Source organism: Streptomyces sp. SAI-170, assembly GCF_049739565.1.
Lineage (GTDB): Bacteria > Actinomycetota > Actinomycetes > Streptomycetales > Streptomycetaceae > Streptomyces.
Genome location: NZ_JBMGQD010000001.1, coordinates 4,709,022 through 4,733,571 on the forward strand (window position 1 = coordinate 4,709,022; position 24,550 = coordinate 4,733,571).

Below are 24,550 nucleotides of genomic sequence, written 5' to 3' on the forward strand. Positions count from 1 at the left end.
AGCGTCCTGGAGGAACCGTGTTCCGCAGTGAGTACGCCGATGTACCGCCCGTCGACCTGCCCATCCACGACGCGGTCCTGGGCCGGGCCGCCGACTTCGGTGACACGCCCGCGCTCGTCGACGGCACGGACGGCACCACGATCACGTACGCCCAACTGGACCGGTTCCACCGGCGGATCGCCGCCGGACTCGCCGAAGCAGGGGTGCGCAAGGGCGATGTCCTCGCCCTGCACAGCCCCAACACCATCGCCTTCCCGACCGCGTTCTACGCCGCCACGCGCGCGGGGGCCTCGGTGACCACCGTGCACCCGCTCGCCACGGCGGAGGAGTTCGCCAAGCAGCTCGGCGACTCGGCGGCCCGCTGGATCGTCACCGTCTCACCACTGCTCGCCACCGCGCGGCGGGCCGCCGAACTCGCGGGCGGCGTACGGGAGATCTTCGTGTGCGACAGCGCCCCCGGGCACCGGTCGCTGATCGACATGCTCGCCTCGACCGCCCCCGATCCCGAGGCGGCCGTCGACCCCGCCGAGGACGTGGCCGCGCTGCCGTACTCCTCGGGCACCACCGGCGTACCCAAGGGCGTGATGCTCACCCACCGGCAGATCGCCACCAACCTCGCCCAGCTGGAACCGGCCGTCACCGCGGGCCCCGGCGACCGCATCCTCGCCGTGCTGCCCTTCTTCCACATCTACGGCCTCACCGCCCTGATGAACGCGCCCCTGCGCAAGGGCGCCACCGTCGTCGTACTGCCCCGCTTCGAGCTGGACACCTTCCTCGCCGCGATCCAGAACCACCGCATCACCGGCCTGTACGTCGCCCCGCCGATCGTCCTCGCGCTGGCCAAGCACCCGGCGGTCGCGCAATACGACCTGTCGTCGCTGAAGTACCTGATCAGCGCGGCCGCCCCACTGGACGCCCAGCTCGCCGCGGCCTGCTCGCAGCGGCTCGGCCTGCCGCCCGTCGGGCAGGCGTACGGCATGACCGAGCTGTCGCCGGGCACGCACGTCGTCCCGCTCGACGCCATGGAGCAGGCGCCGCCCGGCACGGTCGGGAAGCTGATCGCGGGCACCGAGATGCGGATCGTGTCCCTCGACGACCCCGGCAAGGACCTCGGCACCGGCGAGTCCGGCGAGATCCTCATCCGCGGCCCACAGGTCATGAAGGGCTACCTCGGACGGCCCGACGCCACCGCCGCGATGATCGACGCCGACGGCTGGCTGCACACCGGCGACGTCGGCCATGTGGACGGCGACGGCTGGCTGTTCGTCGTCGACCGGGTCAAGGAACTGATCAAGTACAAGGGATTTCAGGTTGCGCCCGCCGAGCTGGAGGCGCTGCTGCTGACCCATCCGGGCATCCTCGACGCCGCTGTCATCGGCGCCCACGACGAGAACGGCAACGAGATCCCGCACGCCCACGTCGTCCGCCGGCCCGACGTCGACGGGCTCACGCAAGGGGAGGTCATGATGTACGTCGCCGAGCGCGTCGCCCCGTACAAACGCGTCCGCCGCGTCACCTTCATCGACACCGTGCCACGGGCGGCCTCCGGGAAGATCCTGCGACGGGAACTCAGAAAATCACCGCAGGCGGGGGAACTCGGGGAGCGGACGTGACGTTCATCAGTCGTACGCGCACCCGTGGGATCGAGACCCTCGCCCTCGACTCCCCGGACACCCGCAACGCCCTGTCGGCCGCCCTCGTGGGCGAGCTGGCGGACGCGCTCGCGGACTGCGGCAAGGACGCCGACGTGCGCGCGGTCGTCCTGACCCACACCGGCAACACCTTCAGCGCCGGGGCCGACCTGCGCGATCCGCCGCACCCGGACGCGCTCGTCGCCCTGCTGCGGCAGATCGTGGAGCTGCCCAAGCCGGTCGTCGCCCGCGTCACCGGGCACGTCCGCGCGGGCGGCCTCGGCCTGCTGGCCTGCTGCGACATCGGGGCGGCGTCGAGCGCGTCCAGCTTCGCCCTCACCGAGGTCCGCATCGGGGTCGCCCCCGCGGTGATCTCCCTCCCGGTGATCCCGCGGGCCGACCCGCGTGCCCTCGCCCGGTACTACCTCACCGGGGAGCGGTTCGACGCGGCCGAGGCCGCGCGGGTCGGCCTGCTCACGGCGGCGGGCGAGGACGTGGACGTCGTACTGGAGCCGATCCTGGACGGTCTGCGCAGGTCCGAGCCGCAGGCCCTGGCGGAGACCAAACGCCTGCTCACAGCTAGGGTGCTGGAGGCCTTCGACCGGGACGCGGGCCGCCTCACCGCGCTCTCGGCCCGGCTGTTCGCCTCCGCGCCCGCCCGCGAGGGGATGACGGCCTTCCTCGAACGACGGGATCCACCATGGGTGCTGTGACGACAGACGACACGGGTGCTGTGACGGCAGACGGCACGGGTGCTGTGACGGCAGACGGCACGGGTGCTGTGACGGCAGACGGCACGGTCGACGGCGCGGCCGGTGACACGGTCGGCGACGCCGCCGGCCGTGCCGAGCGCGCCGACCGCGTGCCCAAGCAGGACCGCAGCCGGGCCACCCGGCAGCGGCTCCTGGAAGCCGCCGTGGCCTGCCTCGCCGAGCACGGCTGGGCGGGCTCCACGGTCTCCGTCGTCGCCGAACGCGCGGGCGTCTCCCGAGGCGCCGCACAGCACCACTTCCCGACCCGCGAGGACCTGTTCACCGCCGCCGTGGAGTACGTCGCCGAGGAACGGTCCACAGCCCTGCGCGCCCTGTTCCCCCAAGGCGCGGCCGGTGACCGGCGGGCCGTCGTCGCAGCCCTCGTCGACCTCTACACCGGCCCGCTGTTCCGTGCCGCCCTCCACCTGTGGGTGGCCGCGTCCAACGAGGAGCAGCTGCGCGGACGGGTGACCGAGCTGGAGGCGCGCGTGGGCCGGGAGACCCATCGCATAGCCGTCGACCTGCTCGCCGCCGACGAGACCCGGCCAGGAGTGCGCGAGACCGTCCAGGGCCTGCTGGACATGGCCCGCGGCCTGGGCCTGGCCAACCTGCTCACCGACGACGCGGCGCGGCGGGACAAGGTCGTGGCGCAGTGGGGCGCACTGCTGGAGGAGGCGCTGGGCTGACGCCCCCGCCTCACGGACTCAGCCGCTCCACCCGCCAGCTGCCGTCCGGCTGCTCCACGTACCGCAGCCGGTCGTGCAGCCGGTTCTCGCGGCCCTGCCAGAACTCCACGCTCTGCGGCGCCACCCGGAACCCGCCCCAGTGCGGCGGCACCGGCACCTGCCCGCCCTCCGGATAGCGGGCCTGAAGCTCGATGTACGACGCCTCCAGCTCGGCCCGGGTCGCGATCACCGACGACTGGCCGCTCGCCCACGCACCGAGCTGCGAGCCGTGCGGCCGGCTGCGGAAGTACGCCGCCGTCTCGTCCCGCCCGGTGCGCCGCGCGACGCCCGTGACGATGACCTGGCGGGCCATGGCGTGCCAGGGGAACAGCAGCGACACGTACGGGTTCTCCGCCAGGTCACGGGCCTTGCGGGAGTCGTAGTTGGTGTAGAAGACGAAACCCTGCTCGTCGAAGTGCTTCAGCAGCACCGTACGGGAGCTGGGCCGGCCCTCCGCGTCCGCCGTGGCCACGATCATCGCGTTCGGCTCGAACAGATGAGCTTCGACGGCAGCCAGCTTGAACCAGCGCGCGAACTGCTCCACGGGCGTCGCGGCCAGATCGGTCTCGGAGAGCCCGTCGGTCCGGTACTGCTTGCGCATGGCGGCGGGGTCGGGCACATCGGTCGGCAGGGCGTCTGCGTCGGTCACGCGGCCATCTTGCCGTATCGCCCCGCGATCACGGACGGCAATGAAGGGCACGTGATGGCACTCAGTGCCGCGAACACTCCCCGAAGTTGGCACTCAGGGATATGGTGCTGATGCCAACCAGGTTGGGTGACCGCCGACCGTACGGGGCATCACTGGGGAGACAGCCCAGGACCGCCAGTCCCCGCACGGACCGTGGAGCCATCGGCGTCATCTCTCGTACTGATCATGAGGAGCCGCATGATGTCCGACTTCGTACCCGGACTCGAAGGAGTCGTCGCGTTCGAGACGGAGATCGCCGAACCGGACAAGGAGGGCGGCGCACTCCGGTACCGGGGCGTCGACATCGAGGACCTCGTCGGCCACGTCTCCTTCGGAAACGTATGGGGTCTGCTCGTCGACGGCGCCTTCAACCCCGGCCTGCCGCCCGCCGAGCCGTTCCCGATCCCCGTCCACTCCGGCGACATCCGCGTCGACGTCCAGTCCGCGCTCGCCATGCTCGCGCCCGTCTGGGGCCTCAAACCCCTGCTCGACATCGACGCCGAGGAAGCCCGCGACAACCTCGCCCGCGCCGCCGTCATGGCCCTGTCCTACGTCGCCCAGTCCGCACGCGGCCAGAGCCTGCCCATGGTCCCGCAGCGCGAGATCGACAAAGCCCAGTCCGTCGTCGAACGCTTCATGATCCGCTGGCGCGGCGAACCCGACCCCAAGCACGTCAAGGCCGTCGACGCGTACTGGACTTCCGCCGCCGAGCACGGCATGAACGCCTCCACCTTCACCGCCCGCGTCATCGCCTCCACCGGCGCCGACGTGGCCGCGGCACTCTCCGGCGCCGTCGGCGCCATGTCCGGACCCCTGCACGGAGGCGCCCCCTCCCGCGTCCTGGGCATGATCGAGGAGATCGAGCGCACCGGCGACGCCGAGGCCTACGTCAAGAACGCCCTCGACCGCGGAGAGCGGCTCATGGGCTTCGGACACCGCGTCTACCGCGCCGAGGACCCCCGCGCACGCGTCCTGCGCCGCACCGCCCGCGAACTGGGCGCACCCCGCTTCGAGGTCGCCGAGGCGCTGGAGAAGGCCGCGCTGGAGGAGCTCCACAACCGGCGGCCCGACCGGGTCCTCGCCACCAACGTCGAGTTCTGGGCCGCCATCATGCTCGACTTCGCCGAGGTGCCCGCCAGCATGTTCACCTCGATGTTCAGCTGCGCCCGCACGGCCGGCTGGTCGGCGCACATTCTCGAGCAGAAGCGGACCGGACGGCTCGTGCGGCCGTCCGCCCGGTACGTGGGGCCCGGGCCGCGGAATCCTCGTGAGGTCGAGGGGTACACCGACATCGCCGACTGACCTGCGGCTTGAGGAGCGCGGGCGACTGCGGGCCGGTTGTGGCCGGTCGCGCAGTTCCCCGCGCCCCTTGGGGCACCGACTCAGGCCGGTGTCAGCAGGGCCGCGTGATGCCGCTCGGCCACCAGCGGGTGGGCCCGCAGCTTGCCCTTCAGCTCGTTGTAGCCGTACTCCGCGAACAGCGGGTTGGTCGGGTCGTCGGTGACACCCGGGGCCGTGGCGGCGTACGGGAAGGCCAACGGCTCCACACGGGCGTCCAGGCGCGGGTTGTAGAAGAACGGCACGGAGAAACGCTCGGTGGCGCCGGGCGGGGAGACCACTCGGTGGTTGGTCGCCAGGAGGTACCCGTTGGTGGCGACCTCCAGCAGCTCGCCCAGATTGACCACGAACGCCCCCGGGATCGGCGGCACCTCATGGAACAGGCCGTCCTCGCGCTGCACCTGGAGCCCGCCCACCTGGTCCTGCAACAGCAAGGTCAGGAAGCCGTAGTCCTTGTGCGCACCGACGCCCTGGTCGGCCCCGTCCCCGGCGCTGCCCGGGTAACGCACCAGCTTCAGGTGCGGATGGGCGCGCTCGCCGAAGACACGGTCGTAGAAGGCCGGGTCGGCACCGATCGAGGCAAGCAGCTCGTGCAGCAGCTTCTCGGCGACACCGCTGAGCCGCTCGATCCACGCCAGAGCCGCCGCGCGCAGCTCGGGCAGCGCCTCCGGCCACTGGTTCGGGCCCTGCAACCACCAGTACGCCGGCTCACCGGCCGCGGGCACCCGCACCGGCCGCTCCGCACCGATGTCCAGCTGGTCCCGCCAGTCCTGCCGCCCACCCGTGCGCTCGTCACCGGTACGCGTGTAGCCGCGGAAATGCGGCGAGTTCACATTGTCGATCGCCAGCCGCTGCTCCTCCGGCAGCGCGAAGAACCGCCGCATGGCCGTGAGCAGCCGGTCGGTCTCCTGCTGACCGATCCCATGCCCGACGAGCTGGAAGAACCCCACATCATGCGCGGCACTGTGCAGCTGCGCATGCAGCAGCGCCCGCGCCTCGGGGCCACGGTCGGCTGCGGAGAGGTCGATGATCGGCAGTTGCTGGTACGACGGGTTCGTCGAGACGTTCGTCATGATTGCGCGTCCGCGGGTGTACGGGGTCCCGGACGCCGCGAGGGGTGGGGCGACGCACGGGTGCCAAGTGGGCAGAGAGGCGGGAAGAAACCCAGGGGCTGCCACTGAGGCAGCGAGGAAAAACGGGGGCCGGAGGCTCAGACGGAGCGTCGACAGCCCATGCTCGTGACGCGGACGTAGTCCACGTGGCGGCGTCGAACGAGCGAAAGCATGGCCCCAGCGTACTGCGCGCCGAAGAATCCGTACGTGACCCAGGTCACGACCGCAGATCCTCTGGCCAATCTCTCTTCTGCCCTGAAAACGCAGCGACCCGCGAGCCTGGTCCTCCAGCGGAGGAGCCGGCCGGACGTACCGGCGACTCGCGGGTCGGGTGACTGCGTTGGATTGGCCGGCTGCGCGCATCTCTCGCGCGCGGGTCCGGCGCCGAACCGAGTACGACGACGGGCTGCTAGCCCGCAGTCACCTCTTCCGTCCGGTATGCATACATCTGCCGAACCACCTCCCTTCCGAAGTGTCTGCAACCTTAGGAACCGTTCGGCTCCGGCTCAAGCACTTTTTTCGGGATGGCCCAGAAACAGTGCCGCCAGGCGCGGCAGCCGGTCGTGCATCTCTGCGTCGTCGTCGAAGTCGAAGTCCTCGCCCGCGGGGGCGCCGGTGTTCGGGCCGCCGGCTTCGGGATGGGCCGCCAGGTAGACGTCGTAGGCCTTGTCGAAGGCGTCAGGGTCGCCGGTGAGCTGCTCGTAGGCGTCGGCGGCGGCGTAATTGACCTCCTCGTGGAAGAGGGCCTCGTCGGAGTCCTCGGCCGCCGCGGCGACGACCTCGGGGTGGTCGGCGAGGGCGTCCGGGGAGGCGCAGGCGCGTTCGTACCAGGTGCGGCCCTGGGCTATCAGGCCGGCACGGAAGTCCATGAAACTGTCGTCGGAGCAGCCGCCGCCGATGAGGTAGGCGGCGGCCCAGACGTCCCAGCGGTACAGGGCGTCATGGAGAGCGTCGAAGCGGGCCTCGAAACCGAGGATCTCCTCCTTCGGGCAGCGGGTGAGCACGTCCACCAAGGCTTCGTCGAAGGGGACTTCGGTGGTGGTACGTGCGCGGGCCGTGTCGATGAGCCGCCAGAACTCGTCCGTGTCCATGGGTGCACTGTGACAGGTGGGTCTGACAATCACTGGTCCGTCATCGTCGCCAGCAAGTTGGTCACCAGCGGACTCGTCCCGTCCCGGCGCCACGCCGCGGCGACCGTCGTCTCCATGATCGGGGGCTGCAGGGGCCGGAAGGCGACGCCCTTGAGGCGGATGCGGCGGATGGCGGCCGGGGCCACGGAGACGCCCAGGCCGGCTTCGACCAGGGCGCAGACCGTCTGCCACTCGACGGCGTGCTGGCCGATGCGCGGAGTGAACCCGGCGGCGGCACAGGCGGCGGTGATGCGGTCGTGGAGGCCGGGGCCCGCCTCGCGGGGCAGCAGCACGAACGGCTGGTCGGCCAGGGCGGAGAGCGGGACCGTACGCGGGCGGGCCAGCGGGTGGGACAGCGGGAGGACCGCCACCAGGGGTTCCGTGAGCAGCGTGCGGAAGGCCAGGTCGGGCGCGTCGCGCGGAGGCTCGCGCAGCAGGCCGACGTCGATGGTGCCGTCGCGCAGGGCCGTCAGCTGAGGGGCCGTCGTCATCTCGCGGATGTCCAGCTCGACACCGGGGAAGCGGTGGCGGTGGGCGCCCAGAAGACCCGGCAGGACGGTCAGGGCCAGCGACGCGGCGAAGCCCACCCGCAGCCGGCCCGTCTGGCCGCCGCCCACCGCGCGGGCGGCCGCCAGGCCCTGCGCGAGCCCGCTGAGGGCCTGGCGGGCGGCGGGAAGCAGCTCCCGGCCCGCCGCAGTGAGCGCCACACGGCCCGGCGGGCGCGTGAACAGGGCGTGGCCGACCTTCTCCTCCAGACGCCGGATCTGCTGGCTGAGCGGCGGCTGGGCGATGCCGAGACGCACGGCCGCATGACCGAAGTGGAGTTCCTCGGCCAGGACGACGAAGGCGTGCAGCTGCGGCAGGGGCAGTTCCGGGCGCTCCATGCCCCGGATCATATTGCTCGGCGTATCAAAGCTGTTCACGGTACGTATTCGACGTATCGGACCCGCTCGCCTAGCGTGCCCGCCATGACTGAGCGACGCGCCATTCTCAGCGGTTCCGTGTTCGAGGAGCAGATCGGCTACGCCCGGGCCGTGGTGGACGGCGACTGGGTCCATGTGTCCGGGACCACCGGCTACGACTACGCCACCATGACCATCTCCGACGACGTCGTCGAACAGGCCGAGCAGTGCCTGCGCAACATCGGGGACGCGCTCGCCGAGGCGGGCTGCGGCTTCGAGGACGTCGTGCGCGTGCGGTACCTGCTGCCCGCGCGCGAGGACTTCGAGCCGTGCTGGCCGGTGCTGCGCCGCCACTTCGGGGACGTACGGCCCGCCGCGACGATGATGATGTGCGGGCTCGCCGACCCCCGGATGCGGATCGAGATCGAGGTCTACGCGAGGCGCCCGCAGAAAGGTTGACGACCGCGCGGACGCAAACGCGTTGACGACCGGGCGGCCGTGGCTGTTCGCTGCTGCCGTGACTGATCTTCGTATCGAAGTTGTCGAAGTTGTCGAAGCCGAGGACGGCGACGCCATGCTGCGGCAGTGGCAGCACGTCCACAACGTGATCGTGCCGCCCGCCGCGATGTCCCTCGACGAGGTCCGCGAACGCGCCGCGCGGCACCGGCTGTGCAACGCCTACGTCGGTGAGGAGCTGGTCGGCTGCTCGACCGTACGGGCGCCGCAGGGCGAGGAGAAGGCGGTGATGGTCATCGCGCGCGTGCTGCCCGAACACCGCCGGCGCGGCTTCGGCACGGCCCTGTACGAGGACGGCCTCGCGCACGCGCGCGTGCAGGGCGCCGGGGCCGTGGACACTTGCGTGCTGGCGGTGAACGAGGAGGGCCTCGCCTTCGCCCACGCGCGCGGGTTCACCGAGACCGAGCGCTACACGCTGCCGGGCGAGGACGACGTATGGGTCGACCTGCGTCTGACGTCCGAGAGCTGATGGCCGGATCGCCGCCGTACAACGATTCCCCGGCAATCTTGCGGGAACCATATGTGGGCTGCGTCACGTTCCAGTTGAATGATTGCAAGTGAGCGAACCGACGCGCCGTTCGTGCGGACGCAGCCTGCAGGGGGTCCAGGTGAGTGCTTCACGGCGTAGTGGGACCACAAACGAACTGGGGCCGGACGAGCCCGAGCAGCCCGACCGCGACGGCGCGGACCTGCTCGCCGCGCTCCTCGACGGCATGGACGCGGCACTGTGCGCCTTCGACGCGGACGGCGTCGTCACGCACTGGAACCGCGAGGCGGAACGCATCCTCGGCTGGACGGCCGCCGAGGCCGTAGGGCGGCCCGGACTGGCCGGCTGGGCCCTGCGCGCCGCGGACGCCGAAGAGGTCGAGGGGCGGCTGCTGTCGGCCATGCACGCGCCCGGCCGTCAGGTGCACGAGTTCGCGCTGCTCACCAAGGACGGCGGCCGCGTCCTGGTGCGCACCCAGTCCGCCGCCGTACGCGGCCCCGACGGCAAACCCGCCGGCGTGTACTGCGCCTTCAGCGAGGTGCACGCCCAGATCGACCTCGAGCGGTCCATCGCCCTGAGCGAGGCCCTCTTCGAGGACGCCTCCTGGGGCGTCGTGCTCGTCGACGCCGACCTGCGGCCCGCCGTCGTCAACGCCCACGCCGCCCGCGCGCTCGGCACCGGACGCACCTCCGCACTGGGCCGCCCGCTCGGCGAACTCCTCTCCCAGGGCGTGGAGGAACTGGAGAGCGCCCTCACGCATGTGCTCGCCGAAGGAGCGCCGCCCGCCCCTGCCGAGATCTGGGTGAGCGTACGCACCCCCGACGGCGAGCGCCGCCGCTGCTGGCGCTGCGGATTCGTCCGGCTCGCCTCCCCCCTCGCCGAGGAACCGGTCCCGCTGGGCGTGGGCTGGCTCTTCCAGGACGTCACCGAGGCCAAGCAGGGCGACCAGGAGGCCTCGCTGCTGCGGTTCCGCTCCAACCAGCTGCACCGCGCCGCCCGCGCCGCCGCCGAGTGCGAGGACCCCGTCGAGGCCGCCACCGTCCACCTCGACTTCGCCCTCGCCGGATTCGCCGACCACGCGCTGATCGACCGCATCGCGGGCGGCGGCACCGCGGCCGAGGGCGAGGACGCCCCGCCCGTACGACTCGTACGACTGGCCGCCACACCCTCCGGCGCCCCCGGCCCCAGCCTGCTCGCCGGCCGCGCGGGCCTCCCGGTCCGCTACCCCGCGGGTCACCCCGCCCTGAGCTGCGTCGACCGCGCCGGCTCCGTACGCGCCAGCATCGGCTCCGCCCCCGCCGACCAGGCCCGCGAGTGGGCGCTCGCCCGCCAGTGGCCCGACGACGCGGTCCACGCCCTGTGCGCCGTGCTGCGCAGCCGCGGCCGGACCCTCGGCGTCGTCACCTTCCTACGAGGCGCAGGCCGCAGCCAGTTCGAGCGCTCCGACGCCGTGTACGCCGAGGATGTGGCGGTGCGGATAGCGGGGGCGCTGGATCTGGCCGGGTTGGTGGGGCGGGAGTGACGGGGCCCTCTCCGGGGAGCCCCGCCCGGCCCGCGCCGGGTCAGTGCCGGTAGAAGATCCGGTCCCGGTACTGCTCCATCACGCGGCTGTTCCACTCGTGGCCGCCGTCGACGTTGCCCGAGCGCAGGAGGGGTGGTTCGAGGCCGCGGTCGGCGAGGGAGCCGGCGGCGGTGGCGAGGACGGCCTGGAGGAGGGCGGTGGTGACGACGGTGGAGGCGGGGGCGAAGGGGGCGGGGACGGTGTCGAGGGTGAGTTCGGCGTCGCCGACGGCGATCTTGGAGTCGAGGACGATGTCGCAGTGGTCCTTGAGGAAGGTGCCGGAGGTGTGGCGGGACGTCGTCTCCGTCGCGTAGGCGACCGAGGTGACGCCGATGACCTGCACGCCGAGGGCGCGGGCGTGCATGGCCATCTCCACGGGGAGCGCGTTGCGGCCGGACAGGGAGATGATCACCAGGACGTCGCCCGCGCGGAGGGGTGAGGAGTCCAGGACGGCGCTCGCGAGGCCGTCGACGCGCTCCAGGGCGGAGCCGAGGGGGGCGGGCATGACGTCGACGCCGACGACTCCGGGGACGGCGAGCAGGTTCATCAGGGCGAGGCCGCCCGCGCGGTAGACGACGTCCTGTGCGGCGAGCGAGGAGTGTCCGGCGCCGAAGGCGAACAGGCGGCCGCCCGCGGCGACGGTGTCGGCGAGGAGTGTGCCGGCCGCGGCGACGGCCTCGGCCTCCTCGTCCCGGACGCGGCGCAGCAGGCCGATGGCGGCGTCGAAGTACTGGTCGGCCAGCTTGCTGTCGCCCATGCGGAGCCCCTTCGCTCTTCGCGGTGCCGTGCTCGGGACACCCCGGGATTTCCTGGCCGGGATGCCCTCGAGTGCTGTTGACTGCCTGTGTCGCGGATCACCGTGCGGTCTGGACCAGTGGGATGTCAATACGACCCCTGGTGCTTTACGCCGTGCACTGGTCGGCGGGCGGGAAGCCTCCGGGGCCCGGCGCGGTTGACGGCGGGGGAGGGGTGCCGGGTGCGGCCGCTTCGGGCTGCGCGGCACGGTTGTCAGTGGTATCCGGCAGAATTGATGCCAGGGCCAGCGCACGGGCCGGAGACCGTCGAGCCTCCGGCAGATCTCACCGAGGGGCACGTATGTCCGGACTGATCGACACCACGGAGATGTATCTCCGCACCATCCTCGAGCTGGAGGAGGAAGGTGTTGTCCCCATGCGTGCCCGCATCGCCGAGCGGCTGGACCAGAGCGGGCCGACGGTCAGCCAGACGGTGGCGCGGATGGAGCGCGACGGACTGGTGTCCGTGGCCAGCGACCGGCACCTGGAGCTGACCGACGAGGGCCGCCGGCTGGCCACGCGCGTGATGCGCAAGCACCGGCTCGCCGAGTGTCTGCTGGTGGACGTCATCGGCCTGGAGTGGGAGCAGGTCCACGCCGAGGCGTGCCGCTGGGAGCACGTGATGAGCGAGGCCGTGGAGCGGCGCGTGCTGGAGCTGCTGCGCCATCCCACCGAGTCGCCGTACGGCAACCCGATCCCGGGCCTGGAGGAGCTGGGCGAGAAGGACGGCGCCGAGGCGTTCCTGGACGAGAGCATGGTCTCGCTGGCCGAGCTCGACCCGGGCAGCGACGGCAAGACGGTCGTGGTGCGCCGGATCGGCGAGCCCATCCAGACGGACGCGCAGCTGATGTACACCCTGCGCCGCGCGGGCGTGCAGCCCGGCTCGGTGGTCAGCGTGACCGAGTCGGCGGGCGGTGTGCTGGTCGGCAGCGGCGGCGAGGCGGCCGAGCTGGACAGCGACGTCGCCTCGCACGTGTTCGTCGCCAAGCGCTGACGTTCTGTCCCGCGCCGGCGGGTGGCGTCCGGGGGCGGTGGGGCTGTTGTGGTCCTTCGCCGCCGTGTCGAATCCCGGCCCGGCTGCGTCGAATCGCAGCGGCGGGGCGCCGCGCGTGCCAGGCTGTCGCGTGAGGCATACGACCGGGAGGGGCGGGCGGGCGGATGTGCCGAGAACGAGCGGAGGGCCCCGGCGCCGTGTGGCGCCGGGGCCTGTCCTCCCCTGTGTCGACCCGGAGCCCCGAGCTCTCAGGGTCGTTCCCCTCGGACCGTTTTCCCCGAGCGGTCCGCCTCCCGTTGAAGGTCTCCCCTCGGCGGCGGCGATCATTCCTTGAGCGGTGTCACTCGAATGAGGGGTGTTACCGGGCAAGACCGCGTTTTCGAATAGGGGTTCGATAGTCTGCCGGTGGGCGATCCGCCCCAGCAGCAGCACAACGGCGGTACGACGGGCAGGGCGCGGACGCAGTACGGGCGGACCGCGCCGCCCGAGCGGGAGCGGGCGGTCCGAGCGGAGCTTGGGGGTACCGGGAGCAATGGCGCGGCGCATCGATGTGACGGGAAGCGGCGGGGTACGCCTCGCGGCGTGGGAGTTCGGCGACCCTCCCAAGCCGGGCGACGGGCCTGGGCTGGGCGACGGGCCTGGGCTGGGCGACCCCTTTGGGCTGGGTGAGGCCTTTGGGGTCGGCGACGGCTTCCCTCCGGGTGGCATCCCCGGGCAAGCCGACGGCTTCGGCCAGGGCGGCACCTCGGGGCAGGGTGACGGCTTTGGCCAGCGCGACAGGTTTGGCCGGGGTGGCACCTCCGGCCGGGTTGGCGCCTCCGGCCAGGGCGGCACGATCGGCCAGGGGCGCACCTCCAACCAGCGTGGCACCTCCGGGCAGCGCGACGCCCCCGAGGCGAGTGACGTCTCCGAGTCAGGTCGTGGCTTCGGCGCGGAAGGCGATCCCACCCCCGGCGTGCTGTTACTGCACGGCCTGATGGGCCGTGCCTCGCACTGGGCGTCCACCGCCCGCTGGCTCTCCGGACGGCACCGTGCCGTCGCGCTCGACCAGCGGGGCCATGGACAGAGCGAGAAGCCCCCACAGGCCGCGTACACGCGTGAGGCGTATGTCGAGGACGCCGAGGCCACGCTCGAACAGCTCCGCCTCGGGCCGGCCGTCCTGATCGGTCACGCCATGGGCGCGCTGACCGCCTGGCAGCTCGCCGCGAAACGCCCCGACCTCGTCCGCGCCCTGATCATCTGCGACATGCGGGCCTCCGCGCTCGGCGCGGCCTCGCAGCGCGAATGGGCCGACTGGTTCGAGTCCTGGCCCGTGCCCTTCGCCACCCTCGCCGACGTACGCAAGTGGTTCGGCGAGGACGACCCCTGGGTGGAGCGGCCCAACCCGTCCCGCGGCGCGTTCTACGCCGAGGTCATGCAGGAGTCGCCCGACGGCTGGCGGCCCGTCTTCGAGCCCGGCCAGATGCTGAAGTCCCGTGAGACCTGGGTCTACGACGCGCACTGGGAGGAGCTGGCCCAGGTGCGGTGCCCCGCACTCGTCGTCCGCGGCCTCGACGGCGAACTGGGCCGCGCCGAGGCGCAGGAGATGGTCCGCGTCCTGCCCCACGGCCAGTACGCGGAGGTCGCCGACGCCGGGCACCTCGTCCACTACGACCAGCCCGAGGCCTGGCGCGCCGCGATCGAGCCGTTCCTGGACGGCGTGCTGACACAGTGACGCACCCGTCGCACCCGGCGCACCCGTCGAACCCTGCGCGCCCAGCACACCCGCCTCGACCGGGAAACCGTCACGCCTTCTCGATCTCGCCCACGCACCGCAGCACCGCCGCCACCAGCGCCCGGTGAGCCGGAAGCGCCGGCCGGGCCGTGAGGGCGGGATCGCGGGCGCCGACCAGGATCTCCTCCAGGGCCGAGGCCAGGGCGGGGTCGGTGCGGAAGCCGTCGAGGATGCCGCGGGTGACCTCGGCGGTCGGTCCGTGGGACGTCGCGGCGGCCAGGAGATTGCCCAGGGCCAGGCCCAGATGCATCACCGGCCACAACTCCGGCGCCACGTCCGCCGCCTCGCCCCGCAGCGCCGCCAGCGCCCGTGCCGCCACCGGCGCGTCGAACGGCCCCAGCCCCGCCGGCAAAACTCCCGGCTCCCGCTCACCCGCGAGGATCCGCCCCAACGCCCCCGCCAGCGGGCCGAACCGGGGGTCCGTCCCGGCGTACCGCTCCAACTGCTGCCGCACCTTCACACGGGCCGCCGTGTTCCCCTGCTCGGCGGCGACCAGCGCGCCCAGTACGGGCTCCCACGCCAGCGCCCACACGGCCCGCGCGACGGCCTCCCCGGCCGGCATTCCACCGGCCCCGGCCTCCCGCCGTACCTCCCGGACCGCCGTCTCCAGCAGGGCCCGCACCCGGCCCGCGTCCGGCGACAGCCGTTCCAGGAGCCGGTCCAGAGCCACCCCGGGCACCTGGGCGACCCGGGCGCACAGCTCGGCCGGATCGGCGGGCAGGGTGGCGACGTCGGCGCCGAGGACGAGGATGTCGTTCACGACCGCCCTCAGCGCGTCGGCGGTCCGGCCTCCCGTGAGGAGGCCGAGCAGCGCGCCCGCGAGGTGGTGGGCGACGGCAGCGGGGGCGTCGCGGGTGTGGGTGTGCAGGTAGGAGCCGTAGTTGGCGTGGCTGACGGCGATCGCGGCGGGGAAGCCGCCCCGGTAGGCGTAGCGCAGACAGTCGCGGCCCCGGGCGAGCGCGAGCGCCCCGCGGCCGCGCGCGTCCTCGACGGTGGCGAGCGCGCCGAACACCTCGCCCAGGTGCAGAGAGTCGTCGGCCGCCTCGAACACCTCCCGGCACCCCTCCAGCACGGAAACCGCGTCGGACAGACGCCCCAGCCGCAGCAGCGGCAGGTAGGCGGGGAAGCGGGCCTGCGCCACATCGATGCCGGGTGCGCCGCGGGAGGCCTTCACCGCGCACAGCTCGGCGTTGAACTCCAAGGCCGTCGCCCACTGTTCGGCCAGGATCGCGGCCCGCTGCCCGGTGTCGCAGAACTCCTCCCAGACCTGCCACCACACCGTGCCGTCCGAGGAGCGCGACTCCGAGGTGCGGGGCAGCGCGTCCATACGGCGACGCAGTACGGCCGCCTCGGCCAGCACCTGCGCTGCCTGCCCCTGCTCCGCCAGCACATGCAGCCGGTGCACCTCGCCGACCAGCCCCGCCCAGCCGCCGAGTCCGGCCGCACGGGCGTGGGCGATCTCGGTGCCGACGAGGTCCAGCGCCTCCTGGAGCCGCCCGGTGCGCACACACAGCCCGACCAGCCGGCCGGCCGCCGCGGACACCCCCGCCGCGTCACCCCGCTGCGACGCCCGCGCCAGCGCCGTACGCGCCATCCGCTCGGCCGTCGCCGGATCGGTCGCCCACAGCACCTCCGCCAGCGCGTCCGTCGGCGGCGCCGTACCGTCATCTGACGCGGCCAGTACGGCGATCCGGCGCAGCACCGGCATCACCCGCGCCACCGTCGGCCGTGAGTCGTCGCGCCGCAGCACGGCCTGCAACAACGCCTCCGCGCCCTGCGCCAGCCCGATCCGGATCAGATACGGCGCCGCCGACAGCCCCGCCCGCGCCAGCACCGGCCCCGCCGCCGAGGCCCCCTCCGCGTCCGTGCCCTCGCGCCGCCACGCCATCTCGAAGATCCGCGCCCAGTACCCGGCCATCCGCTCGTCGACCAGCCGCCGCAGCTCCGCCCCGGCGCCCGCCCGGCCCTGTTCGGCGACGGCGGCCTGGATGTCGTACGACTGTTTGTCGTACGACGATGTCGGGCGCGGCGTGATCAGGCCCTGCTCGGCGAGGGGGGCGAGGCCGGTGGACGCCGGCTCGGCGGGGTGGCCGAGGCGGGCGCGGAGGTCGGGCCAGTTGTGCTCGACGCAGGCGTCGACGCGGTCGGGTTCCTCCAGGCAGCACAGGAAGCGGAACAGGTCGGCGTGGGCGGGGGTCAGGCTGTCGGTGATGCTGTCGGTCCAGGCGCTCAGCAGCCGCAGGTGGTCGGTGTCGTCCGGCTCGTCCCGGCCCTGCGACCGGCCGTCGGCGAAGTCGGTGAAGAAGCCCTGCGGCAGGCCGCCGCCCTCGGACCAGGCGCGTCCCGCCGAGCCCAGCAGTGCCGCGAGCCGCGCCGGGTCGGCGGCCTGCGCGTCGGCCAGTTCGAGGAGCCGGGGGTGTCCTCGGGTCACCTCCAGCAGGGCGGTGGCGTACCGGCGGGCGGCGCCCGGGGCCAGGCCGACCGCCCGGCCCTCGGCCAGCGCGGCCAGGTGGGGCAGCTCACGGGCCAGCAGCAGCGCCTCGTCGGGGGTGAGCAGGTCGACCGGGGCGGTGGGCAGCCGGGGGCCCCGCTCCGGGCGGCCGGACGCGGCAGGTGAGCAGCGTACGGCCGGGCCCCGCAGGCCCGGACAGGGCCTCCACCAGCTGCGCCCAGCGGGGGTCGCGCCACCTGCCGTCCGGACCGAGCAGCGCGTCGACGTGGTCGAGGACCAGCAGGACCCGGCGCCGGGCCAGACAGGATGCCAGGGCGGCGGCGAACTCCTCGCCGTCGCCGAGGGGCCGGCCTGCTTGCCCGGGGCTCGCCTCCAAGAGCCCCGCCACCCCCGCCGCGAACTCCGCAAGCACGCCCCCCGCGTCCGACTCTCTACGCTCCGGCACCTTGAACCACACCACCGTCTCGAAGGCATGGGCGTGGGTCTCGACCAGTTCCCGGGCGCATGCCGTCTTGCCGGCCCCGGGCATGCCCTGGAGCACTGCCCCGCACGCCCCGCTGCCGGGGGCGAGGAGTGCGCTGAGGCGGGCCATGAGGGGGACGCGGCCGACGAAGCGGTCGGGGAGTGGGGGTACGCCGGAGGTGTGGGGCGCTGCGGGCGGGCCGGCCGGGTGCCGGGGCGGGGTCAGTCGCAGGGCGGCCGCCCGGGCGCCGAACAGTGCGGGGGTGGCCGCCGAGAGGGCCGGGCCGTGCTGCGGTGCCGTCTCGGACAGTGCACCGGCGAGTGCGCGGGGCAGCGGCAGGCCGTCGACGACGAGTCGTCGGTAGAGGCCCTCGGCCAGCGCGACGGCGAACTCGTCGGCGACGGGATACCGCATCGCGAGCACGGCACACCCCAGCCGCGCCACCAACTCCCCGGCGACGACCCCGACATCGGGTGCACGGCCGGAGTCACCCTCGGCCGGCTCCCCGGCGACGCCCCCGGCATCGGGTGCACGGCCGGAGTCACCCTCGGCCGGCTCCCCGGCGACGCCCCCGACATCGGGTGCACCGCCGGAGTGGCTCTCGGCCGCCTCCCCGGAGGCCGTCGGTATCCCCAGCGCCCTGCGCTGTTCCCGTACCGTCAGCGCCGCCGACCAGCAGGCCGAGAGGGTGACCAGGCCGACCCGGCGGGCCGTGGCCAGCAGGCCGGCGAGGTCGGCGGCCGTGACGCGGTCCGGTCGGCCGGTGTCGGTCTCCAGGAGCAGTTCGCCGGCTGTGCCGTGGCCGGAGACGTGGACGATGTCCCAGCCGCCCGGCTCGGCCAGCACGGCCCGCAGCCGCTCGCGGCTCACCCCGTACTGGAGGGCCCGCAGCTCCACCGCGCGCCCGGAGCGGGCCGCCTCCGCGAACAGGCCGGTCAGCGCGGTGCGTTCGCGGCGCAGGTTCAGGGCCCGGCTGCCCTGCGGCAGGCTGAACAGCGCCAGCACCCGTACCGGGCGCCCACTCCGCTCCTCCGCAGTCGTGGTCTCCTGCCCCACCTGCATCACCGGTGTCACGTCCTGGACGGCCAGCGGCCGCCCTCGCACATGCGCCAGCTCCAGCGGCACGAACAGCAGCCGCCGCGCGGCCGGCACGTCCGCCGGGACCACGACCCGGACCACCGCGGGTGCCGCCGCGAGCAGCAGCGGCCCGATCGGGCCGAGCACCTCCGCACCGATCCAGGCCCCGACCTCCCGCACGATCTCCCGCTCACGCGCCACCCGCCGGTCCGGCGGGGCATGCCGGCGCACAAATCCGGCGAGGTCCAGGAACGCCTCGTACTCCGGGCGCGAGACATCGAGCCGTACGTCGTGCCGGGCCCGCACGTCCGGCCCGGTCAGCTCCCAGCTCCACCGATCCGGACCCGCGAAGTCGCGGACGTGAAGCCGCAGTTCGCGCACCGCTCAGAACCCGAACCGCTGCCGCAGCTGCCGGAGCTGTCGTACGGCGCCCTCCACCTGGCCGCGCGCGGGATGGCCGGGCGGCAGCTCGCGCAGGCCCTGTTCGTACCGTTCGTGCGCCTCGATCAGATGCGTCACCTGCCCGCTCTGGGCCAGTGCGAACAGCACGCCGCCGAGGTTGACCAGCCGTACCGCGTGCAGCGGATCGGCGGGCGGTGTGCCGGTGAGCGCGGCGCGGGCGTGCTGGACCGCCTCGTCGAGGACGGCCGGGTCGGGGAAGCGGCGGGTGCGGCGCAGAAGGGAGTTGGCGAGATTGGACTGGATGCCGGCGCGCTCGGGGTGGTCGGCGGGCAGCAGGTCCAGGCTCGAACGGTAGAGGGTGATCGCCTCGTCGATGTCCTGCGCCCGCCCGTCCCGGTCGAAGGCCTCCTGGAGCGAGGTGGCCAGGGACGACATGTGCCGGGGCAGCTCCGGGTCACCCGGCGGTGAGGCCTCGACCGCCTGCCGCCCGTAGTCCAGCGACCGTTCCAGCAGGCGTACGTCCCGCTCGCGCTCCCAGCGCAGCCGGGTCAGCATGCACAGCGCCGACAGGGCGGAGGCCTGCCGCACGTCCTCGGCCGGGTACTGCCGTACGGCCTGCTCGGCGGCCTGCGCGGCCCGCACCAGGAGGGCCGGGTCGCCGGTGCGGGCGTACTCCAGCCGCAGCCGGTCGGCGAGGGCCAGCGGCTCCTCCTCGGCGCCACTGCCCGTACTGTCCGATCGCCGGAACCATCTGGTCACGCCCGCTCCCCCGCTCCTCGGTACGCACGGTGTACCCAACTAGAGGGACGGGCAGCCCGGTTGATTCAGCCCTTGCTGACCGCCGTGAGGATCTCCGGCAGCCGCCGGGCGGTGCGCGGCGCGGCCAGCCGCAGCCCGGCGAGGGTGAGGAGCGCCCCGTACGCCGTGCCCAGCGGAAGCAGCAGCCACAGCCGGTGTTCGTTGTCCGCGTCGGCGTGCAGCCAGACCGTGGCGGCGATGACGGGCGCGCACAGCAGGGCCGAGGCGACCATGCCGCCGAAGATGGAGATCCAGGCGAGTCCGGCCTGGCCGGGGACGACGTTCTTGTAGCCCTCCTGCGGAATGGAGTACGGGAAGGAGGCGGAGGTCCACGCCCCGGTCGCCAGCATCGCGCCGAGCAGCGCGAAGGACAGTCCCAGCGCCTCCGGCAGCCGCTCCCAGTCACCGAGCAGGGCCGTCGTCACCACGGTCACCAGCGTCGCGTACGGCAGCGTGATCACCAGCAGGGCCAGTGCGCGGGCGCGCAGTTCGACGTAGGCGTCCCGGGGGGAGGAGATGGTCATGGCGACCATCCAGAAGGCGGAGGTGTCCTGCCCGAACTGGTTGTACATCTGGATGCCGAGCATTCCGGCGGCGAAGCAGGCGAAGTAGATCGAGCCGGTGCCCTGGAGGGCGTTGAACACGGGCACGATCAGGCCGATGGCGAGCGAGGTCACCCAGGCGGCCTTGGTCTTGGGGTCGCGCCAGATGTAGCGCAGGCTGCGTTCCATGACCGTGCCGGTGCGTCCGGCGGGCAGCAGCCGGCCCAGGCCGGTGGAGGCACGCGCGCGGGGGCCGGGGTCGGCGGCCTGGAGGGTGGAGCCGTCCGGCGAGGTCATCAGCCGGGTCAGCTGCCGCGCCCACACCACGAGCGCCGCGACCAGCGCCGCCACGCTGACCGCGAGCTGCGCGGCGGCCGTGCCGTACGACCCCTCGCTCACCGAGTGCACCGCCCCGAGCGCGGAGGCAGGCGGCAGCCAGCGCAGCACGTCCGCGACCGGGTCGAGCTGTCCGAGCCCGTTCGAGCCGAGGCGCTGCACCCCGAAGTTGACGACCTGCGCGCCGACGGCGATCACCAGCCCGCTCAGCACCGCGAGGTCACGGCCCTTGCGGCTGGTCAGCAACCGGAGGTTGGCGGCGGCGACGGCCCGTGCGAGCGCCACGCACACCAGCAGCGTCAGCGCGACGCCCAGGACTCCGACGGCGTACGCCGCGCCGCCGTGCGCCACCGCGACGACCGAGCCGACGGCCAGGCACAGCGTGAACAGCGGCCCGATCCCCACCAGCGACGCCACGAGCAGCGCCCGCACCAGCGGCAGGGGCCGCAGCGGCAGCATCACCAGCCGGGTCGGGTCCAGGGTCTCGTCGCCGCTGGGGAAGAACAGCGGCATCACCGCCCAGCCCAGCCCCAGCACGGCCGCCAGCAGGACGACCACGGCGTCCGCGTGGGCGTGGCCGCGCAGCGCGACCAGGCCGAGCAGTTGCCCCACCGCGAACAGCAGCACGATGACGGCCGACGCCACATAGGCGGCCCGGCGCCCGCCGGACTGGCGCAGGCCGTTGCGCAGCAGGGACAGCTTCAGCCGTACGACGGTGGAGGTGAGCGTCGTGGAGGAGGGCGTTGTCGTGGAGGCGGGCGTCGTCATCGCGGGCCGCCGCCCAGCCAGTCGAGGTCACTGCCCGTGTCCCGCCCGTGGGCGCCGACCAGTTCGAGGAACGCCTGCTGGAGGGTGGGCGCCTTCCCGCGCACCTCGGCGATCGGGCCGTGCGCCCTGATCCGCCCGGCGGCCATCACGGCCACCCAGTCGCACAGCGACTCCACCAGCTCCATGACGTGCGAGGAGAACACCACGGTCGCCCCGGACGCCGTGTACCGCTCCAGCACCCCGCGGATGATCTGCGCGGACACCGGGTCCACGCCTTCGAACGGCTCGTCCAGGAACAGCACTTCCGGGTTGTGCAGCAGGGCCGCCGCCAGCCCGATCTTCTTGCGCATCCCGGTCGAGTAGTCGACCACCAGCTTGTGCTGCGCGCCCGCCAGGTCCAGTACGTCCAGCAGTTGAGCGGCCCGCTTGTCGACCTCCGCACCGGGCAGCCCCCGCAACCGCCCGGTGTAGGCCAGCAGTTCCCGCCCGGACAGCCGCTCGAACAGCCGCAACCCCTCCGGCAACACCCCGATCCGCGCCTTGACCTCGACGGGGTCCCGCCACACGTCGTGCCCGACGACCTCGACCGTTCCCTGGTCCGGCCGCAGCAGTCCCGTGACCATGGAGAGGGTGGTCGTCTTTCCGGCCCCGTTGGGGCCGACCAGCCCGATGAACCGCCCGGCGGGCAGGTCGAGATCGATCCCCCCGACGGCGACCTGCTGCCCGAACCGCTTCCAGAGGTCGTGAATACGCACGGCTGACGTCATGGAAGGAACCCTAGGCGTAGGCACCTAAGGGGCGAGGGCACCCGCCGAACTACCGGTCCCGCCCACACGCATAGGCGAGCGGCGACACCAACTCCTCCGCATCCGGCAGCCACCGATTGGCGGGCGTGGGCCGGCAGGCCCACTGCACAGCCCCCCGAGACCCGAACCGAGTGGGAGGGGCGGCCACGTAATCCCCCTCGCCCAGGGCCATGAGGTCCAGCGACGACGGCGACCACCCCAACTTCCGCACCAGCTCAGGCACCTTCACAGAGGCACCCGGCAGCACGAAGAAGTGCATCCGCCGCTCCGGCGTCAACGTCACGGGCCCCAGCGTCAGCTGCATCCGCTCCATGCGGGCCAGGGCCAGGAATCCCGCCGTCTCCGGCACGGAGATCGCGTCGAAGGTGCGCCCGGTCGGCAGCAGGATCGACGCGTTCGGCTGTTTCTGCCACATCCGGCGCGCGACGGTCGCGCTGCCCGTGGCCTGCGTCGCCCAGTCGTCCCGCGCCGGATGCGCCCCGGGCACGGGGCACGCGGGGTTCTCGCAGGAGCAGCGCTGCACCCCGTCGACGGCGTCCAGCCAGGTGCCCGGGAACACGTCCCAGTGGCGCTCCTCGGCGTAGCGTACGGCTGTCTCCAGCAGGGATTCCCCGCGTTGCTGCGGGATCTGCGCGGTCTCGGTGCCCGGGATCGTCTCTTCCACGCTGAACACAACTCCACCGCCCACCTCGGGTTACGGGCGCGCTCGCGCGCCGGGCAGGAGCATCGATTCGGCGTCCGGGGCGCACGGATGCACAGGCGGGGGCGCGCGGGAGGATTCGCGGCGCGGGAAGGGTAGGCACCGGTGGGTCGGCTGCACCTTTACCCCGGTAACTACCCCGGCAATTCTGGCATGCCTCGCATGTGCGGTATGTCCATGGGGCATTGATCTTCACGGCCGGAATTCGTTCCGGAGTCTTTGCAGGACACGTCAACCCGGTGCACGGGCAGGCACCGCAGCCACAGGGGGTCACCAGCATGGCCGCAAGGCCTCTCGTCGCGCGGCAGCCGAACGAACGGCTGCAGGCGCTCATCCAGGAAGCGGGTTGCTCGAACGCCGGGCTGGCCCGCCGGGTCAACATGTGCGGGGCCGAGCACGGTCTCGACCTGCGCTACGACAAGACGTCCGTGGCCCGCTGGCTGCGCGGACAGCAGCCACGCGGACGCGCCCCGGCGATCATCGCCGAGGCACTCGGGCGCAAACTCGGCCGTACGGTCACGATCGACGAGATCGGCATGGCCAACGGCAAGAACCTCGCCTCAGGCGTGGGTCTCCAGTTCTCGCCGACGGTACTGGGGGCCATCGAGCAGGTGTGTGAGCTGTGGCGCAGCGACGTGGGCCGGCGGGACTTCCTGTCCGGCTCCTCCGTGGCCGCGTCCGCGCTGGTCGAGCCCAGCCGGGACTGGCTGATCTCCTCGCCGGACGCGCAGGTGGCGCGCTCGGCGGGGCCCCGGGTGGGCCTCTCGGACGTGGCCGCCGTACGGGCCATGACGCAGGCGCTGACCGACCTCGACCATCAGTACGGCAGCGGGCATGTGCGCCCGGTCGTCGTGCACTACCTCAACAGCGTCGTCTCCGGGCTGCTCGCGGGCTCGTACCGGGAGGCGGTGGGGAGGGAGCTGTTCGCGGCGGTCGCGCGCCTGACGGAGCTCGCCGGGTACATGGCCGTCGACACAGGGCAGCCGGGCCTCGCCCAGCGCTACTACATCCAGGCGCTGCGCCTCGCCCAGGCCGCGGGAGACCGTGGCTACGGCGGCTATGTGCTGGCCGCGTCCATGAGCCATCTCGCCGCGCAGCTCGGAAACCCGCGCGAGATCGCCCAGTTGGCGCGGGCGGCGCAGGAGGGGGCGCGTGGAGTCGTGACCCCGCGCGCGGAGGCGATGTTTTTCGCGGCCGAGGCGCGCGGGCACGCCCTGCTGGGCGACGTACGCGCGGCGCAGACGGCGAGCGGGCGGGCGCTCTCGGCGATGGAGCGGGTGGATCCGGCCGCCGGGGACGACCCGGTGTGGATCGCGCACTTCGACGAGGCCTACCTGGCCGACGAGTTGGCGCACTGCCACCGCGACCTCGGGCAGGCCGAGGCGGCCGCGCGCTGCGCCGAGCAGTCCCTGGCCGGGCACCCGGTCTCGCGCGCCCGGCGCCGTGCCATCGGCTATGTGCTGCTCGCCACGGCCCAGGTGCAGCAGCGGGAGATCGAACAGGCCTGCAGCACGGGCCTGAAGGCCGTGGAGATCCTGGAGACCCTGCGCTCCAACCGGGGCGCCGAGTACCTGGAGGACTTCCAGCAGCGCCTGGAGCCCTTCCGGGACGAGGCGGTGGTACGGGAGTTCGGGGCGCGGCTGGACCTCCAGCAGGCGGCATGAGCCCTCGTCACCGGCGTACGGCCTTGTAACCGGCGTCACAGGAAGGGAGATCGCGATCTGAGCTGCGTGGCCAGTGGCTCGGGGGACCCGGTAGCGTGAGCCGACGATCGACGAAGGTCCCCCATTGGCAGGAGTCCC

The 24,550-nt window shown here is 73.1% G+C and carries 21 protein-coding genes; 10 read left to right on the plus strand and 11 right to left on the minus strand.

All coding sequences use genetic code 11. From position 1 onward, the window contains the following. The first annotated feature begins 17 nt into the window (after positions 1-17). Genes RKD23_RS21130 through RKD23_RS21140 form a run of 3 tightly spaced genes read left to right on the plus strand, consistent with a single transcriptional unit; the run spans position 18 to position 3,069 of the window. Entirely contained in the window at positions 18-1,613 is a 1,596-nt protein-coding gene (locus RKD23_RS21130; RefSeq protein ID WP_424855073.1) for a 4-coumarate--CoA ligase family protein, read from the plus strand. Next, positions 1,610-2,344: an enoyl-CoA hydratase family protein gene (locus RKD23_RS21135; RefSeq protein ID WP_424855074.1), complete on the plus strand. Its 735-nt coding sequence runs from the start codon at positions 1,610-1,612 to the stop codon at positions 2,342-2,344. The genes RKD23_RS21130 and RKD23_RS21135 overlap by 4 nt, the downstream gene beginning before the upstream one ends. Next, the gene (locus tag RKD23_RS21140) at positions 2,332-3,069 is read left to right on the plus strand and encodes a TetR/AcrR family transcriptional regulator (RefSeq protein ID WP_424855075.1); all 738 of its coding nucleotides are present in this window, start codon (positions 2,332-2,334) and stop codon (positions 3,067-3,069) included. The genes RKD23_RS21135 and RKD23_RS21140 overlap by 13 nt, the downstream gene beginning before the upstream one ends. Before the next feature lie 10 nt (positions 3,070-3,079). Here the strand turns inward: RKD23_RS21140 and pdxH are convergent, their stop codons facing one another. Beyond that, positions 3,080-3,757 carry a pyridoxamine 5'-phosphate oxidase gene (gene pdxH / locus RKD23_RS21145; protein ID WP_404041851.1) on the minus strand — a complete coding sequence of 226 codons (678 nt, stop codon included), beginning with the start codon at positions 3,755-3,757 and terminating at the stop codon, positions 3,080-3,082. Between the two features lie 240 nt (positions 3,758-3,997). On the opposite strand from pdxH, the gene RKD23_RS21150 reads away from it, so the two are divergent. Further along, positions 3,998-5,098 carry a citrate synthase 2 gene (locus RKD23_RS21150; protein ID WP_424855076.1) on the plus strand — a complete coding sequence of 367 codons (1,101 nt, stop codon included), beginning with the start codon at positions 3,998-4,000 and terminating at the stop codon, positions 5,096-5,098. Positions 5,099-5,178: 80 nt separating this feature from the next. Here the strand turns inward: RKD23_RS21150 and RKD23_RS21155 are convergent, their stop codons facing one another. The 3 genes from RKD23_RS21155 to RKD23_RS21165 form a co-directional block, all read right to left on the minus strand. Further along, positions 5,179-6,207: an isopenicillin N synthase family dioxygenase gene (locus RKD23_RS21155; protein ID WP_424855077.1), complete on the minus strand. Its 1,029-nt coding sequence runs from the start codon at positions 6,205-6,207 to the stop codon at positions 5,179-5,181. A gap of 545 nt (positions 6,208-6,752) precedes the next feature. Then, positions 6,753-7,337, minus strand: coding sequence for a DUF4240 domain-containing protein (locus tag RKD23_RS21160; protein WP_424855078.1), 585 nt, complete (start codon positions 7,335-7,337; stop codon positions 6,753-6,755). A 29-nt stretch (positions 7,338-7,366) separates the two neighbouring features. Then, the gene (locus RKD23_RS21165; protein WP_424855079.1) at positions 7,367-8,260 is read right to left on the minus strand and encodes a LysR family transcriptional regulator; all 894 of its coding nucleotides are present in this window, start codon (positions 8,258-8,260) and stop codon (positions 7,367-7,369) included. 84 nt (positions 8,261-8,344) lie between these two features. Between RKD23_RS21165 and RKD23_RS21170 the strand changes: the two genes are divergently transcribed. From RKD23_RS21170 to RKD23_RS21180, 3 genes are all read left to right on the plus strand, one after another. After that, positions 8,345-8,737, plus strand: a complete 393-nt coding sequence (locus RKD23_RS21170) for a RidA family protein (protein WP_424855080.1) — start codon at positions 8,345-8,347, stop codon at positions 8,735-8,737. Positions 8,738-8,795: 58 nt separating this feature from the next. Then, positions 8,796-9,263: a GNAT family N-acetyltransferase gene (locus RKD23_RS21175; protein ID WP_424855081.1), complete on the plus strand. Its 468-nt coding sequence runs from the start codon at positions 8,796-8,798 to the stop codon at positions 9,261-9,263. Positions 9,264-9,402: 139 nt separating this feature from the next. Next, positions 9,403-10,803: a PAS domain-containing protein gene (locus RKD23_RS21180; RefSeq protein ID WP_424855082.1), complete on the plus strand. Its 1,401-nt coding sequence runs from the start codon at positions 9,403-9,405 to the stop codon at positions 10,801-10,803. 40 nt (positions 10,804-10,843) lie between these two features. Here the strand turns inward: RKD23_RS21180 and RKD23_RS21185 are convergent, their stop codons facing one another. Next, entirely contained in the window at positions 10,844-11,599 is a 756-nt protein-coding gene (locus RKD23_RS21185) for an SIS domain-containing protein (protein ID WP_424855083.1), read from the minus strand. Between the two features lie 338 nt (positions 11,600-11,937). On the opposite strand from RKD23_RS21185, the gene RKD23_RS21190 reads away from it, so the two are divergent. Beyond that, on the plus strand, positions 11,938-12,630 hold the full coding sequence (locus RKD23_RS21190; protein WP_404041860.1) for a metal-dependent transcriptional regulator: 693 nt from the start codon (positions 11,938-11,940) through the stop codon (positions 12,628-12,630). Positions 12,631-13,465: 835 nt separating this feature from the next. Continuing rightward, positions 13,466-14,344 carry an alpha/beta fold hydrolase gene (locus tag RKD23_RS21195; protein ID WP_424858296.1) on the plus strand — a complete coding sequence of 293 codons (879 nt, stop codon included), beginning with the start codon at positions 13,466-13,468 and terminating at the stop codon, positions 14,342-14,344. A gap of 70 nt (positions 14,345-14,414) precedes the next feature. On the opposite strand, the gene RKD23_RS21200 is transcribed toward RKD23_RS21195, so the two are convergent. The 6 genes from RKD23_RS21200 to RKD23_RS21225 all read right to left on the minus strand — a co-directional run bounded on the left by RKD23_RS21200 (position 14,415) and on the right by RKD23_RS21225 (position 22,721). Continuing rightward, positions 14,415-16,835 carry a hypothetical protein gene (locus RKD23_RS21200; RefSeq protein WP_424855084.1) on the minus strand — a complete coding sequence of 807 codons (2,421 nt, stop codon included), beginning with the start codon at positions 16,833-16,835 and terminating at the stop codon, positions 14,415-14,417. An 88-nt stretch (positions 16,836-16,923) separates the two neighbouring features. After that, positions 16,924-18,777 (minus strand): CHAT domain-containing protein, encoded by a 1,854-nt coding sequence (locus RKD23_RS21205; RefSeq protein ID WP_424855085.1) that lies wholly within the window; start codon positions 18,775-18,777, stop codon positions 16,924-16,926. Positions 18,778-18,780: 3 nt separating this feature from the next. Then, positions 18,781-19,557 carry a hypothetical protein gene (locus RKD23_RS21210; RefSeq protein ID WP_424855086.1) on the minus strand — a complete coding sequence of 259 codons (777 nt, stop codon included), beginning with the start codon at positions 19,555-19,557 and terminating at the stop codon, positions 18,781-18,783. A 65-nt stretch (positions 19,558-19,622) separates the two neighbouring features. Then, complete coding sequence (locus RKD23_RS21215) at positions 19,623-21,242, minus strand: transporter (RefSeq protein ID WP_424855087.1); 1,620 nt, start codon at positions 21,240-21,242, stop codon at positions 19,623-19,625. Beyond that, positions 21,239-22,009 carry an ABC transporter ATP-binding protein gene (locus tag RKD23_RS21220; RefSeq protein WP_424855088.1) on the minus strand — a complete coding sequence of 257 codons (771 nt, stop codon included), beginning with the start codon at positions 22,007-22,009 and terminating at the stop codon, positions 21,239-21,241. Before RKD23_RS21220 ends, RKD23_RS21215 begins: the two co-directional genes overlap by 4 nt. Positions 22,010-22,058: 49 nt before the next feature. Then, a complete protein-coding gene (locus RKD23_RS21225; RefSeq protein WP_424855089.1) occupies positions 22,059-22,721 on the minus strand; it encodes a bifunctional DNA primase/polymerase in 663 nt (220 codons plus the stop codon). 305 nt (positions 22,722-23,026) lie between these two features. On the opposite strand from RKD23_RS21225, the gene RKD23_RS21230 reads away from it, so the two are divergent. Continuing rightward, positions 23,027-24,412, plus strand: coding sequence for a transcriptional regulator (locus RKD23_RS21230; protein WP_424855090.1), 1,386 nt, complete (start codon positions 23,027-23,029; stop codon positions 24,410-24,412). The last annotated feature ends 138 nt before the right edge of the window (positions 24,413-24,550 follow it).

Bases quoted from the DNA above. Each gene is read 5' to 3' on its own strand.
- RKD23_RS21140 (WP_424855075.1), top strand. From the start codon at position 2,332: ATGGGTGCTGTGACGACAGACGACACGGGTGCTGTGACGGCAGACGGC.
- RKD23_RS21150 (WP_424855076.1), top strand. From the start codon at position 3,998: ATGTCCGACTTCGTACCCGGACTCGAAGGAGTCGTCGCGTTCGAGACG.
- RKD23_RS21155 (WP_424855077.1), bottom strand. From the start codon at position 6,207: ATGACGAACGTCTCGACGAACCCGTCGTACCAGCAACTGCCGATCATC.
- RKD23_RS21160 (WP_424855078.1), bottom strand. From the start codon at position 7,337: ATGGACACGGACGAGTTCTGGCGGCTCATCGACACGGCCCGCGCACGT.
- RKD23_RS21165 (WP_424855079.1), bottom strand. From the start codon at position 8,260: ATGGAGCGCCCGGAACTGCCCCTGCCGCAGCTGCACGCCTTCGTCGTC.
- RKD23_RS21170 (WP_424855080.1), top strand. From the start codon at position 8,345: ATGACTGAGCGACGCGCCATTCTCAGCGGTTCCGTGTTCGAGGAGCAG.
- RKD23_RS21185 (WP_424855083.1), bottom strand. From the start codon at position 11,599: ATGGGCGACAGCAAGCTGGCCGACCAGTACTTCGACGCCGCCATCGGC.
- RKD23_RS21190 (WP_404041860.1), top strand. From the start codon at position 11,938: ATGTCCGGACTGATCGACACCACGGAGATGTATCTCCGCACCATCCTC.
- RKD23_RS21215 (WP_424855087.1), bottom strand. From the start codon at position 21,242: ATGACGACGCCCGCCTCCACGACAACGCCCTCCTCCACGACGCTCACC.
- RKD23_RS21220 (WP_424855088.1), bottom strand. From the start codon at position 22,009: ATGACGTCAGCCGTGCGTATTCACGACCTCTGGAAGCGGTTCGGGCAG.
- RKD23_RS21230 (WP_424855090.1), top strand. From the start codon at position 23,027: ATGGCCGCAAGGCCTCTCGTCGCGCGGCAGCCGAACGAACGGCTGCAG.